A 13,207-nucleotide genomic window follows, 5' to 3' on the forward strand; every position below is an offset into this window, starting at 1 on the left:
AGCCAATGATAAAATCATATCATTGTCACCCGAATTCTTCGCTTGGAGCTCGAGATGAGGTAAACCGACATGGAACCTTTTAAGCCCGACCATGTAATCAAGGTCGATTCCCGCCAGCTCATTCTTTTTCGCCAGTCCGTGAAGATTCGTGTTGTTCCCGAAATGATGACAAAACGTACCAATAACGAAGCAGCGAAAATGATGAACACGAAACCCCAGGCATTGAATTGCAGAAACTCAGCACCTTCAATGCCAATTAACAAAAAAAGCAGTGATAAAACAGATACTTCAGCGATATTCCAAAAACTGTTCAATGTTTCCCGTAAATCATTTTCTTTAATGATGCGGCCGTATTCAAACGAAAGCATGATCCCGGAGAATACGGCGGCCAGTACGCCTGATACCCCTATGAACTCGGCAAGGTTGAACGATCCGTATGCAATCATGATGCTAAGCATAATCTGGTATTCGCGGTTAAAGGTATAATGGACTGCTTTACTCAACAGCCAGCCGAATACAACGCCAAGAAGCGCACCACCAATTGATACAAACAGAAAATCACTGAAAAAATTCATGACCGTGAATGATTTGCCCTGCGCCAGCATACCTGCAAGAAACGAAAAAATAACAATGCTCGTCCCATCATTGATCAGCGACTCCCCTTCAACAACCGAAGAAATTTTCTTGCTGTCTGCGGACTTCTCCAATATGGACACGACTGAAACGGGGTCTGTCGGTGTCAAAATTGATGCGATAACGAGCGCACCAATGAATGAAAGTGAGACAAAGGGACCGCTCAGGGCGTAGATGACCGAACCAAGAATGGCGACGGTTGCCATAATGCCAATGGTGGCGAGAAATGTAATGATGCCGGCATTCTTTTTGAAACTATCTGATGAAAAACGATAAGCGGACGTAAACAGAATCGCCGGCAAAAAGACGTGATAAAGCATTTTAGCAGTCACATTGATAGATGAGAAGTAAGGAATGAACGACAAACCAAGACCCAGCAGCACCAGTATAACGGGGACAGGGAAGTAGGTTTGTTTTTTATCCAATATAAAAATAAGATAACCGAACAAGAGTAATATAATCACGTGTAATGACGTCATGGTGATTCTCCTCTGCGTTTAAATACTCCTTGGCGATTCCCTGTGTGTGTCATACTAAACGATGTGTTGGATTCCTGAAAGAAGTACGTATACATTTATCATCTGTGTGACGCAGAAAGCTTTCACGAGACAGGTGAATTATTTGTTTCGGTGCCCTAACAAAACTGGAACAAAAGATTGTAGAAGTTTAAAGCAGAAAAACCGTTTCCCGATTGTAACGGGAAACGGTCATACAGTATTGTATGTCTGGTTTTTGTCAGAATCTCCCACTACAAACAGCCTCTAAGGATGTTAAGCAGCGAAGAGTTACTGGCTTTCGTTTTGTCCTTGCTGATCCTGGTCCTGATTTTGACCTTGTTCCATTTGCTGCAGCTCTTCTAAGCTGATGACTTGAGCATTATTTTTAACGTCATCCGGAACGGTAATTTCCTCTTCAACTTTGCCGGCGATTTCCGTTGTCATATCCATATCAATGCTCATCGTCACATCTTCAATTGGCATCTCAATTTCCATTTGTTGCTCAATTTTTGATTGTTCGAAGGATTCCTTGTCAACATAGTATGTTTGGTTCATGTTCTTGATTTGCATATCCTGCAGTGCATTTTCAGCACCCATTTGCTGTAATTGCTGCCCCATGGTTCCTTCAAGTTGTTCCATGGCTATATCCATAATTTCAGCGGAAGCTTCCTCATTCAGATTTAGTTCGACAACATACTCGTTATTTTCTTCTGTCATAGAGATATAGTCACTGTCGTCTTCACTTTCCGGGAGCTCCTCAAAAATAGCCATCATTTGTTCCATTTGCTGAGCCGGATTTTGGCCCTGGCTTTGTTCGGTGAACTGATCGAGATTCATCCCTTCAATACCAATCCATTGGCCTTGAGTTTGAGAGTACATCACATCATCAACATAATAGGTTTCGAGCGGCATTTGCATATCCTGCATCGTGGTTTCGCCTGACATTTCCATGGTCATAGGATCAAGCGTCATGCGTGCATCCATAGTCATTTCCTGATCAAAGGATTCTTCCTGGTCACCTTGTGTTACCGTCATATTTTGCTGGGTATTGGATGAGTACTCCATTCCCGGCCAATCTTGCATGGCTTCGCTGGAGTTAATGATGACATCCTCAGGTGCCAGTTTTTCCTCTTCTTGTTCCGTTTCTTCTGTTGCCTCAGCACTTTCATTTGAATCACCACTTCCGGATGATTCAGAGTCTGATTGTCCGCATCCGGCTGCCACCAGCATGATTGAAAACATAACTAATAATATGTACAGACTTTTTCTCAATGTACAAAACCCCTCTCCGAAATAATTTATGCAACGCCGCTTCAATGTACAAGGAAAGACATGTATAGCGGTTATTGCCAGTGCTGAATTGCATTATACAATAAAGTGCTGTCATTTCATATGAACCTTAAATTTTTCTTTTAAAATAATACGTTTGAACTAGTATTTTAGAATGATAAAAATAAGCCTCTGCACAACCAGTAAAACCATATCACTGTGGTTTATTTTATTCTTCAGCTTTCTGAGGCAGGTGGATAAATATTAAGTCTTAAGTCCTAACCATGAAGTGAAGAGGAGTCCAGCTCATTCTATTGTCTTTCCACTGTGCTAAGTTTAAAATGGATAATAGATTTTATTTGAGAGGACTGTAACAATGGATTTGACCACAAGAGGTCTGCGGTTTTCCATCCTTTTATATGCCCTGCTGCATTTCACAACCTATTTTTGGAATATCGAAATGTTGGCAGGTTTGCATGCCATCATTGGTTTCATCATGGTTGTTTTAGCCTTTGTACATCTGAAAATACATCGTTTCAAGCTGCCGCTGTTTCTTTTTTTGACGGGGCTCACAATTATAATCATGACAGGCGGATCATTCCTGGAAAATATGCAAAACGGCATAAGGCAAATGAGCAATATCGTCGGATTGTTGGCTGTCGTTCCGGTTATCGGCTGGGTGCTAAGGTCAGAACCGTATATTGATGACCTTATTGGTCTTGCTCACAAAATGCTTAATACCAGCCGCAAGTTTTTTTCTGGTGTGATGATGTTTACACACCTCATTTCTTATTTCCTGCTGTTCGGCTCAATTCCGCTGATGTACGGGTTCGTCAATGACCTGTTGCAACACCAGAAAGGCGAGGTATGGGAAAGATATAAAGCGACGGCGCTGTTGCGTGCGTTTGCGCTCTCAAGTTTATGGGTTATCAGTATTCCCAGTTTTGCGTTCGCAGTAGAGGTGCTTGATGCCTCACTATCCGTTGCCATCTTTCAAGGTTTTATAGTTACTGCGGTTGCAATGATTGTTGCTATTATTTTTTCTTATTTTGAAGAAAGACGTCATGATATTGATATGACAGCCGAAATAAAAACGGAAATCGATTCGGTGCTTGAAAAGGCCACGGATAAAAAGCTGCAAAAGCGCCGGACGTGGGAATTTGCTGTTTTGTTCATCACGCTGTTCGGTTCTATTTTTCTGATGTATGAAGTGCTCGGCCTTGAACTGATGGTGCTGATTCCTATCATGATTATCATTTGGGCTGGTCTTTATTTTCTGGTCAAGAAAAAACCGTATAAACTGCTGTTGGAAATAAAAGATTATTATATAAACGGCCTTGCAGGGCAATCCTATCAATTCAGCGTTCTGACCTCGGCCGGTGTCATGATATACGGCTTGAATCAGACCGGGCTCGGGGAAGCGATGGTTAACGGCGTTTATTCGCTTCAGGAAGTTTTCCCGTTTATTAATATATTATACTTTCTGCCGCTAATCGTTATCGTGCTTGGCTTTATGGGGCTTGGACCGCTGACAGTCATGGTTTTGGTTGCCGGTATACTCGAGAGCATTTCATTGCCTTATCCGCCTGAATTGGTTGTCCTGGCGGTCACGTCCGGAAGTGCCATATCCATTCTGTTGTCACCGCTAATCATGCCGGTTATTGTGCTGAGCGGCACGAATGGCTTAAGTCCGTTAAAAAACGGACTCAAATTCAACTATAAATATGCGATTGTCCTGTATGTGATGGTTCAGGTGTATGTGCAGTGGATGGTGTACCTTTGAAATGGGACACAGGGTCAGACCCCTTGTCCCGACTTATGCTACATTTAAAGGAGTCTTACCATGAAAATCGTCGTAACAGCGGATACTCATTTAAAAGAAGCAGGAAAACTCCCTTCACGCCTCATCACAGAACTTCAATCAGCTGATGTAATCGTGCATGCAGGAGACTGGAAATCATACGATGTCTATGAAGAGCTTTCCCGATATGGTGATGTAATAGGCGTCTACGGCAATATCGATGGTGATGATATAAGGGAACATTTGCCGGCGAAACAAGTTTTTGAGATAAAGGGTTTCAGAATCGGCGTTATCCATGGTCACGGGGACAAAAAGACTACCGAAAAGCGGGCTCTTGAGGCGTTTGCTGATGATCAGCCGGATGTCATCATTTTCGGTCATTCACATATTCCCTTGATCCGGTATTTCAAGAAACAGCTGCTGCTCAATCCGGGATCACCAACGGATAAGCGGACGCTGCCATATTATTCATTTGCCATCCTTGAAATCACCGGGGAGATTCATGCGGAGCTTATCTTTTTTGACGATAAAAACTGATGTGATTCAGAAAAAATCTTTTAATAAAATATGAACGTTGTGTGACAAAAACGCGAATAATTTGTTAAAATAATATTAAGAATCCGCTTACACATTTTATAGGAGATGATCAAAATGGGTGTTACGTTAATGTTTATGGTTTTGGGAACTGCGACACCATTCATTTTCCTGTATTTGAACAAAAAAACGCTTGCGATTGTGCAATCAATTCTGCTTGCAGGCATGTGGGTTTATTTTATCCAAGTGATGTTTCTGGCTGTGGTTCCCGCCGTATTCTCCATTACGTGGATAATGTTCTACACAAGCATGATGCTATCCGCGGTAGGCTGGGTGATGTTCATTATCGACATGATCAACACGTCAGAAAAATACGGTGGACTCACCATTAAAGAAATCCGTGAATTATAAAACCTCTTTCCGCTATTGGGAAAGAGGTTTTTTTGCAGTGTTTAAAATCATGTTCTTACATAAAGCCGAATGACATCGTGAACAATGAACCTGCAATGAGTATGGCAAAGATGATGGTGCCATGGAACATCATATTCCATGGTGCGTTGCCCATTCCACGTTCAATCAAATGCATGAACAAAAAGAGCTGAATGGCTGCCTGGATAATCGCCAGTAAAAAGATTGAAATAATAATCCACATGACCGGCAAATTAGAACCCAGCGCCGCCCATATTGCCACAAATGTTAATATAACAGATGTCACGTACCCAATGATGTGTTTAATTGGAAGTTTTTTGGATTGCTTTTCCATACTAAATCACCATCCCTAACAGGTAAACACCTGTAAAAATGAAAATCCAAATGACGTCTAAATAGTGCCAATACAGCCCGAAAATAAATAATTTATTGCTCGTGACAGATGTTATGCCTCTTTTTGCAAGCTGTATCAGCAGCAGGATCAGCCAGCCGATTCCGAATGTCACGTGCAGGCCGTGTGTGCCCGTGAGCACGAAAAACGCTGACCAGTATGCGCTGGACTGAAGGGTAGCACCTTCCGTGGCGTAATGGTAAAATTCATATATCTCAAACCCCAGAAAGGTTAAGCCGAGAGCCAATGTGATCAGCAGCCACGTCATCATACCTTTGACTGAACCACGCCGCATGTCATTAATGGCAAGCCCACCTGTAAAACTGCTCGTCAGCAGAATGAGCGTCATCACAATTGCGATTCCCGGTTCAAACAGCTCCCCGGGGGCAGGGGAATCTGCCGTTCGGCCAAAAAGCACAGCGTACGTCGCAAATAATGTTCCGAACAGCGCCATTTCTGCAGCCAGAAAGATCCAAAAGCCAACAATATTCATTTGGCCTTGTTCGGTCTGATATTCAAGTGGTTTGCTGTTTTCTTCAGATGCATTCATGCTATAACCCCCTTGCCGAGCGTTCGGTCCGCTTGATTTCGTCTGCGTCAATGTGGTGACCTTTATTGTAGTCAAATGAACGGATGATCATCATCACGATTGTACCGATTAGTCCGGCGACTGCCAGCCAAATCCACTCGAAAACTAAAGCAAAACAGGCAAAGAACATGATGGCTGACATGATAAACGGTTGTCCTGTGCTGTTCGGCATATGAATTGGTTCTACTTTTGACTCATCGTAGACCGTTTCACCTTTTTGCTTCATGTTCCAGTAAGCGTCGTGTGACGTTACATGCGGCACAACGGCAAAATTGTATTCCGGTACCGGTGTCGGGGTTGCCCATTCAAGCGTTCGGCCGTCCCAAGAGTCACCGGTTTGCTCACGTTCGCTGTGCCGGTAGCTGTAATAAATGTTATACACAAATACGGCGAAACCGAGTCCCATGCTGAATGCACCGACTGTTGAAATTGGGTTTAATGGCAGCCATTCCGGAACGATATGGAAAACTCTTCGCGGCATGCCGTCGAGTCCCAAAAAGTACTGTGGCAGGAAGGTGATGTGGAAACCAATGACAAACAGCCAGAAACTCCACTTTCCAATCCGTTCGTTAAGCTTGTGGCCGAACATTTTCGGATACCAATACACAAGTCCGGCAAAACAACCGAAAACGGTTCCTGCAATCAGGACATAATGGAAGTGTGCAATCAGGAAATACGAATTGTGGAACTGGTAATCGGCGGCAGCCATGCCAAGCATAACCCCTGTTATACCGCCAATTGTAAAACTTGGGATAAACGCCAGTGCCCACATCATCGCTGTTGTTGTTCTGATTCTGGATTTATATAAGGTTGCCAGCCAATTGAATATTTTCACGCCGGTCGGTACAGCAATCGCCATCGTTGTAACCGAGAATATGGAATTGACAAATGCTCCCGCGCCCATTGTAAAGAAATGGTGCACCCATACAAGGAAACTCAGTCCGGCAATGATAATAATCGACCAGACCATGACGGTGTAACCGAATAATTGCTTCTTGGCAAATGTGGCAATAACCTCGGAAAAGATACCGAAAGCCGGAAGTATTACAATATAGACTTCCGGATGGCCCCACATCCAGAACAGGTTTGCCCACATCATCGGCAGCCCTTCACCGGCCAGTGTAAAGAAGTGTGATCCGAAAATCCGGTCAATCGTCATGAGTGCCAGCGCAACGGTCAGAATCGGAAAGGCAAATACGATAATGAACGATGTAATAAACGTGGACCAGGTAAAAATAGGCATTTTAAACATGGTCATACCCGGTGCACGCATTTTCAGGATTGTCACCATCAAATTAATGCCTGTTGCCAGTGTTCCAATCCCTGACAGCTGCAGTGCGAGCAGGTAAAAGTTCTGTCCCGGATCAGGACTCATCACATCACCGGCAAGCGGTGTATAACTTGTCCAGCCGGCATCAGGTGCGCCGCCAATGACAAATGATACGTTGAACAGCATGGCCCCGAAGAAAAAGGACCAGAAACTCAATGCGTTCACATAAGGAAAAGCAAAGTCACGCGCTCCGATTTGCAGCGGCACGACAATGTTCATCAAACCAATCAAAAACGGCATTGCCATGAAAAAGATCATGATCGTTCCGTGTGTGGTAAAAATTTCATTGTAATGCTGGGCGTTCAGGAAGTTCATATCCGGAAAGGCCAGCTGTGTCCGCATCATCAGTGCATCAGTACCTGCGCGGAACAACATTGCGAGCGCACTTAAGATATACATGATGCCGATTTTTTTATGGTCGACGGTCGTCAGCCACTCGCGCCAGAGCCATTTCCATTTTTTAAAATAAGTTAGCAGGAAGATGATGGCGCCTGTAACAAGTGTAATGGCAACCATCCCGGCATATATAAGCGGTTCGCCCGTTACAAAAAATTCATCAAGCTGCATTACTGTCCACCTTCTTTCTCCGATGGTCCATGTTCATGATTTTCGCCGTTTTCAAGATGCAGCTGCTCTGCAAATTCAGCCCGATGGCGTTCAATGGAATAGTCCATGCCTTCTTTTGTGCCATGGTCGACCCACTCAAGGTGTGTCGATGAAAATGCCATCGTATCCACGATTCCAGGTTCCAGCAATGCATCATATTGATCCTGCGTCAATTCAGGCGCTGTGTTTTGTGTTGATTCCACCCAGTCCTGGAAGTCACTGCTGTTTTCGGCATGTACTTTAAACGTCTGTTCAGCAAAGCCTTCACCGTTAAAATTGGAATTGCGGCCCTGGTATACACCGGGTTCATCAGCCTGCAGATAAAGCGTGGTGTGCATGCCGGCCATATTATATTTTTGACCGCCTAAAGCAGGAATCCACAAGGCCTGCATTGAATCAGCCGAGGATAACCGGAATTCAATGGCTCGGTCTGTTGGGATGTGCAGGTAATTGACCGTTTCAATACCCTGCTCCGGATAACTGAAAAACCACTTCCAATCAGCAGCCGTCGCATGAATGACAAGCGGGCCTTGTTCAGCTGAAGGTTCCGGCGGTTTTTCCAAATCAAATATTGTTGAGATGGTTGGTATGGACAGGGCAGTTACGATCATAACCGGTATGATCGTCCATATCGTTTCCAGTTTACGATTACCGTGAAGATCCGGTTTATATTCGGCCTTCCGGTTGGGTTTATCCCTGTATTTCACAACCATGATGGTGAAGAGTGTGAATACGACCACCACAATCCCCAGCATGAATATGAGTGCATAGAGAATCAGATCCCGCTGACTTTCCGCAACCGGACCTTTGGGATCCAATACAGTCAGCTCACTGCATCCACTGAGCAATAATGTAAGGCCAATGAGCATAAAGGCAACCCATTTGTTCAGATGCTTCAGTCTATGTCTCATGAAATAACACCTCTGCAATTCGTTGGAGATATGTTTTTCACTATGAATCTAGTGTTAACCTATGAACAATTTTATTAGACGCCTTCCCGTTTTTGTTGACAGTCAATCATTCGTTGATAATTGGTCATGAAATTGTGATATATTTTATTAAAAATGCTTTTGTGAAAGTGGGGATGAGAGGAAGCCTGTGTGCGTATTGTGTGGGTGGGGGTCGGACATGGGTGCGAGAGACGAAGCATGGGCGTGAACTCCGGAACATGGGCCAGAAAATGAAAACATGGGCCGTAGAGTCAAAATATGGGCGTGAGAATTGGAACATGGGCCGGAAATCCGAAATATGGGCCGGTAACTCGTGAACGTGGGCGCAAAACTGACAACAAGTGTGGGCGGAAGTAGTGATAGCTCGGCTTAAAAGTATCAAAAGCGTAACCTTCCACACGACAAGAAAACTCCCTGTACTTAAATAGGACATTAAAACAGTCGCATTCTCATCCGAAAATGCGACTGTTATCCAGATTAATCATCTGTCACTGTCCTTTTAAAACAAATGAACATAAATAGTGCTGCGGCAGCGACCCAAAGTGTTATGATGCCGATGGGTGCCCATGAGCTGTTTTCGTGCGCCTCGATCGCCTGCATGACTGGAAATGTATCGAAAATGGTCATGACGATACCGTCTTCAGAAAATCCGAGCTGTCCAACCATCGGTGTAAAGCCGAACAAAAACATAACCGGCATTAGATAGACAGATGTGGATGCAATCGATTTTGAAAATAGGCCGATACCGATACCGAGGAACAGGAAGAATAGGAATTGCAATATTAATCCACTGATGGGTATGGTGTTCAAAAACGGGTCAATGCCAAGGATCATCAGTGATACAACGAGTGATACGAGTGTTATAAGGCCTGTCACAAGACTTTTTCCGATAATGATATCTACAAAAGAGGCTGGTGACAATATCAGTCCGCGCAATGTTTTCTTTTCATTTTCCTCTGCCATCATTGTCATCATAGTGCTTGATGTGACCGCCGAAAAAGTCACCCCGACAATTAAATAGAGCAGCGTAAGTGGAAATTCCTCTGTGCCCATCCGGTCATAAATTAAAGCAAGTACGACAGGAATCAGCGGCATCGTCAGCAGCATCATATTTTTCATGAAGTCTTTGATATCTTTTTCAAAAATGGCACTTATGCGCTGAACGTTCATTATACCAGCTCCTTTCCGGTCACTTTTAAAAAGATTTGACCAAGTGTTGGATTATCCGTATGCATTGTCTTTACTTGTCCGTTTGCAATTAGTTCCCTGATTTGATCAGCATTACCGCGCTTGTTTTCAATGACTAATTTGTCACCGGTAAATGTTTCCACATGAAATGCATGTGTCGAGTATTTGTAGCGGAGTGCATTCGGGCTGTCCAATTCCTGCAGCTCGCCGTTATGCAAAAAGGCAACCCGGTCACATAATACATTTGCCTCTTCCATATTATGGGTTGTCAGGAAGATTGTTGTCCCGGCTTCATTCAGCTTTTGCAGTCCGCGATGAATTTGTGCCATATTACCCGGGTCCAAAGCAGACGTCGGTTCATCAAGAAAAACCAGCTTCGGTTTATGAATGAGTGCTTTTGCAAGTAACACACGCTGCTTCATACCTTTGGACAGCTTTGAGACCGTTTTTGTCCGCTCGTCTTCCAAATTGACTTCCCTTAATATCACATCAATTTCTTTGAGCGGGGCATGGTATAATTTACAAAATAATTTCAGGTTATCATAAACGGTCAGCCGCTCATACAGCGAACTGTTATCGGACAAAATACCGATTTTGGATTTGAAATCAGCCGTTCCGAATTGTTTCGCATCAATCCCGAGCACGTTCACGTTACCCGAGGTCTGACCGAGCTCTCCGGTCAAAATTTTAATCGTCGTGGTCTTGCCTGATCCGCTTGGTCCAAGCAGTCCGAAAATCTCTCCCTCTTCCACATTAAAACTGAGTTGTTTGATGGCCGTTTTTTGGCCAAACACTTTTCGCATTCCGTTTACTTCAATTGCATTTTCCAACTGAAAACCTCCTTCGATGTGCTGCTTCAATCATAGCGGATAGAGGCTGCGGGCGCAGTCAAATCCGAATGGAATGTACCAGAAGAAGAGTGAATTGTACCGGATTCAGATTTAAAAAAAGCATTTTTAAACCGTATGTGTCCGCTGACGGGATGAACTGTACCGATTCCGGGGGGATGTCCGGAATACTGGAAGAGCAGGTCTCGAGCGGAAAATTCCGTGAACTGTACCTATTTCAGGCTGAATTTCTCCTGGATATCCTGAATTTTCGTCCTGGACAGAGGGATGGTCGATTGTATTTTATTGTCAATTTTAAGTGAATAGGTGTTTTTCGACCATGTGATGATCTCACGTACTTTTTGCAGATTCACAATATAAGAGCGGTGGCAGCGGTAAAAACCGTAAACCTCCAATTTCTTTTCGATTTCAGCGAGCGTGGAATCTAATGTATATGATTCATCATTAATTACAATCATAGCTTTTCCGTCCTGACTTTCAATGTAGTCGATTTCAGGCGGATCAAATAAAATCATTTTATCTTCCACTTTAGCCGGGATCTTGAATAGGTTGGTGGTCACCGGCACATCAGAACGCTCAGCTTCGGCAGTATTAGCGTCTTCCTCATCAACCTCAATTGGCTGCATACCGTGTTCCTGCAGTTTGTATGCTGCGTCACCCAAGAGCAGCGCGTGCTCCATATTAGATACCAGGACAAGTACAGGTATGCCGTCGTCCTTGATCTTTTCAAGCATATTGATGAACGTGTTGATTGTCTTGATATCCACGCCATGAATCGGCTCCCGGAATACGATTGGCTCGGTACCACTCATATAGTACTTGGCAAAGTAAACCCGGCGGATTTCCGAGTGCGAGCACTTTGAAAGTGGGGTTTTGGCACAACTGTGCAGTTCAAATAGAACAAGAATTTCCGGCAGCGGTTTCCGGCATCCGAACCACTTACGGAAAAAGGCGATATTATCTTCCACTGTCAGACGGTCATATAGCCCTTCCTGTTGATCAAAAACCGTCATTTTGGCATCACTGCGGAGAACCTCTACCAGCTCAGCCTGCCTGTCGGTATCACTGTAAACCGCCGTGACATACGAATCATTGATGGTAAGGGAAAATGAAGGAAGTGATTCATTGTTGGTAAAGTCGTGATCAATTTTGAAATGTGCCATTCATACAAACTCCTGTTTGAAAAATCATTTATAGGTTTGTCCCGCATGTAACGGACAGTAACCCGCCAAAAATACGGCGGCTAACTGCCCGTAAATTTCCGATTCGGCTCGGGCTAACATTCAGCGGAAAAAGGCACTCCGCTGAATGAAGTTTCGCTTTATCCCGCATGTAACGGACAGTAACCCGCCAAAAATACGGCGGCTAACTGCCCGTAAATGTCCGATTCGGCTCGGGCTAACATTCAGTGGAGAAAAGCACTCCACTGAAGTGAAGTTTCGCTTTATCCAGTATAACATTAAGAGGTTTCGGCAGGAGTTGATATTTAAAAAATTAAATGTATGCTGATCCTTTAATTATTAACCGCCATCCGGCCAAGCGGCCCATCTTCATTGATGATATCCATAATGGCATAGACCGATATCGGAAACATCGGGAACCCGAAAACATATGGCGTTATGTCATAAAGCTGAAAATAGATGACAAGTGTTTTGTCAGCAATATAAAAATCCTGTTCAGGCCGGACTTCAACATGCTCATTAAATGTTTGAATATCACGCTGTTCAATCTGCTCATTAACCAGTTCTGTCAATCGCGCAACATAATTGCTTCCCGGCTTAAACAAATCGCTCAAACGGCATTGTCTCCGTTCCTCGAGATCAAATGTCAATGATTCAATATAAGTCATGCCATGTGCAGCCTGATAATGGTAGGCATAGTTGTTCAGCAATAAACTGAGAACGTTCCGCTGATTATTTTTGATTTCAAAAGACCCATCCATTTCTATGATGGGTGTTGCCATTTCGTCAGCTTGTTGATCGATAAGTCCCTGCGTTTCATCAATGATTTGCTGGTTGATAGATCTTTCCATTTCTTTGTCACGCATATCGAATACTCTCGGGTAAATGACATTTTTCTGTTCTCCACTGCTGATTCTGACCGGTTTAACACGAACAGGTAATGATTTTGGCATTTTAGTCA

14 protein-coding genes are annotated in these 13,207 nt (G+C 43.8%); 4 read left to right on the forward strand and 10 right to left on the reverse strand.

The features are described from left to right. Positions 1 to 14: 14 nt before the first annotated feature. On the reverse strand, positions 15 to 1,112 hold the full coding sequence (locus tag Len3610_RS00985) for a cation:proton antiporter (RefSeq protein WP_369693628.1): 1,098 nt from the start codon (positions 1,110 to 1,112) through the stop codon (positions 15 to 17). Positions 1,113 to 1,418: 306 nt separating this feature from the next. Further along, entirely contained in the window at positions 1,419 to 2,402 is a 984-nt protein-coding gene (locus tag Len3610_RS00990) for a DUF6612 family protein (RefSeq protein WP_176446308.1), read from the reverse strand. A gap of 373 nt (positions 2,403 to 2,775) precedes the next feature. Between Len3610_RS00990 and Len3610_RS00995 the strand changes: the two genes are divergently transcribed. The 3 genes from Len3610_RS00995 (at position 2,776) to Len3610_RS01005 (ending at position 5,145) form a co-directional block, all read left to right on the forward strand. Further along, positions 2,776 to 4,182, forward strand: coding sequence for a hypothetical protein (locus Len3610_RS00995; protein ID WP_176446309.1), 1,407 nt, complete (start codon positions 2,776 to 2,778; stop codon positions 4,180 to 4,182). Positions 4,183 to 4,242: 60 nt separating this feature from the next. Next, positions 4,243 to 4,737 carry a metallophosphoesterase family protein gene (locus Len3610_RS01000; RefSeq protein ID WP_176446310.1) on the forward strand — a complete coding sequence of 165 codons (495 nt, stop codon included), beginning with the start codon at positions 4,243 to 4,245 and terminating at the stop codon, positions 4,735 to 4,737. A 114-nt stretch (positions 4,738 to 4,851) separates the two neighbouring features. Then, positions 4,852 to 5,145: a spore morphogenesis/germination protein YwcE gene (locus Len3610_RS01005; RefSeq protein WP_176446311.1), complete on the forward strand. Its 294-nt coding sequence runs from the start codon at positions 4,852 to 4,854 to the stop codon at positions 5,143 to 5,145. Between the two features lie 55 nt (positions 5,146 to 5,200). Here the strand turns inward: Len3610_RS01005 and Len3610_RS01010 are convergent, their stop codons facing one another. Genes Len3610_RS01010 through qoxA form a run of 4 tightly spaced genes read right to left on the reverse strand, consistent with a single transcriptional unit; the run spans position 5,201 to position 8,990 of the window. Continuing rightward, the gene (locus tag Len3610_RS01010; RefSeq protein WP_176446312.1) at positions 5,201 to 5,497 is read right to left on the reverse strand and encodes a cytochrome C oxidase subunit IV family protein; all 297 of its coding nucleotides are present in this window, start codon (positions 5,495 to 5,497) and stop codon (positions 5,201 to 5,203) included. Position 5,498: 1 nt separating this feature from the next. Continuing rightward, positions 5,499 to 6,104, reverse strand: coding sequence for a cytochrome aa3 quinol oxidase subunit III (gene qoxC, locus Len3610_RS01015; RefSeq protein ID WP_176446313.1), 606 nt, complete (start codon positions 6,102 to 6,104; stop codon positions 5,499 to 5,501). 1 nt (position 6,105) lies between these two features. After that, positions 6,106 to 8,040, reverse strand: a complete 1,935-nt coding sequence (gene qoxB, locus Len3610_RS01020; RefSeq protein ID WP_176446314.1) for a cytochrome aa3 quinol oxidase subunit I — start codon at positions 8,038 to 8,040, stop codon at positions 6,106 to 6,108. Beyond that, positions 8,040 to 8,990 (reverse strand): cytochrome aa3 quinol oxidase subunit II, encoded by a 951-nt coding sequence (gene qoxA / locus Len3610_RS01025; protein WP_176446315.1) that lies wholly within the window; start codon positions 8,988 to 8,990, stop codon positions 8,040 to 8,042. The genes qoxB and qoxA overlap by 1 nt, the downstream gene beginning before the upstream one ends. A gap of 221 nt (positions 8,991 to 9,211) precedes the next feature. On the opposite strand from qoxA, the gene Len3610_RS20375 reads away from it, so the two are divergent. Next, positions 9,212 to 9,346 (forward strand): hypothetical protein, encoded by a 135-nt coding sequence (locus Len3610_RS20375; RefSeq protein ID WP_255259725.1) that lies wholly within the window; start codon positions 9,212 to 9,214, stop codon positions 9,344 to 9,346. Positions 9,347 to 9,506: 160 nt separating this feature from the next. Here the strand turns inward: Len3610_RS20375 and Len3610_RS01030 are convergent, their stop codons facing one another. The 4 genes from Len3610_RS01030 to Len3610_RS01045 all read right to left on the reverse strand — a co-directional run bounded on the left by Len3610_RS01030 (position 9,507) and on the right by Len3610_RS01045 (position 13,199). Beyond that, the gene (locus Len3610_RS01030) at positions 9,507 to 10,199 is read right to left on the reverse strand and encodes an ABC transporter permease (RefSeq protein ID WP_176446316.1); all 693 of its coding nucleotides are present in this window, start codon (positions 10,197 to 10,199) and stop codon (positions 9,507 to 9,509) included. Continuing rightward, entirely contained in the window at positions 10,199 to 11,047 is an 849-nt protein-coding gene (locus tag Len3610_RS01035; protein ID WP_176446317.1) for an ABC transporter ATP-binding protein, read from the reverse strand. Before Len3610_RS01035 ends, Len3610_RS01030 begins: the two co-directional genes overlap by 1 nt. Before the next feature lie 230 nt (positions 11,048 to 11,277). Continuing rightward, the gene (locus Len3610_RS01040; RefSeq protein WP_176446318.1) at positions 11,278 to 12,228 is read right to left on the reverse strand and encodes a response regulator transcription factor; all 951 of its coding nucleotides are present in this window, start codon (positions 12,226 to 12,228) and stop codon (positions 11,278 to 11,280) included. A gap of 350 nt (positions 12,229 to 12,578) precedes the next feature. Continuing rightward, complete coding sequence (locus Len3610_RS01045) at positions 12,579 to 13,199, reverse strand: DUF3298 and DUF4163 domain-containing protein (RefSeq protein WP_176446319.1); 621 nt, start codon at positions 13,197 to 13,199, stop codon at positions 12,579 to 12,581. Between the last annotated feature and the right edge of the window lie 8 nt (positions 13,200 to 13,207).

The organism is Lentibacillus sp. CBA3610, assembly GCF_013373365.1.
Lineage (GTDB): Bacteria > Bacillota > Bacilli > Bacillales > Amphibacillaceae > Lentibacillus.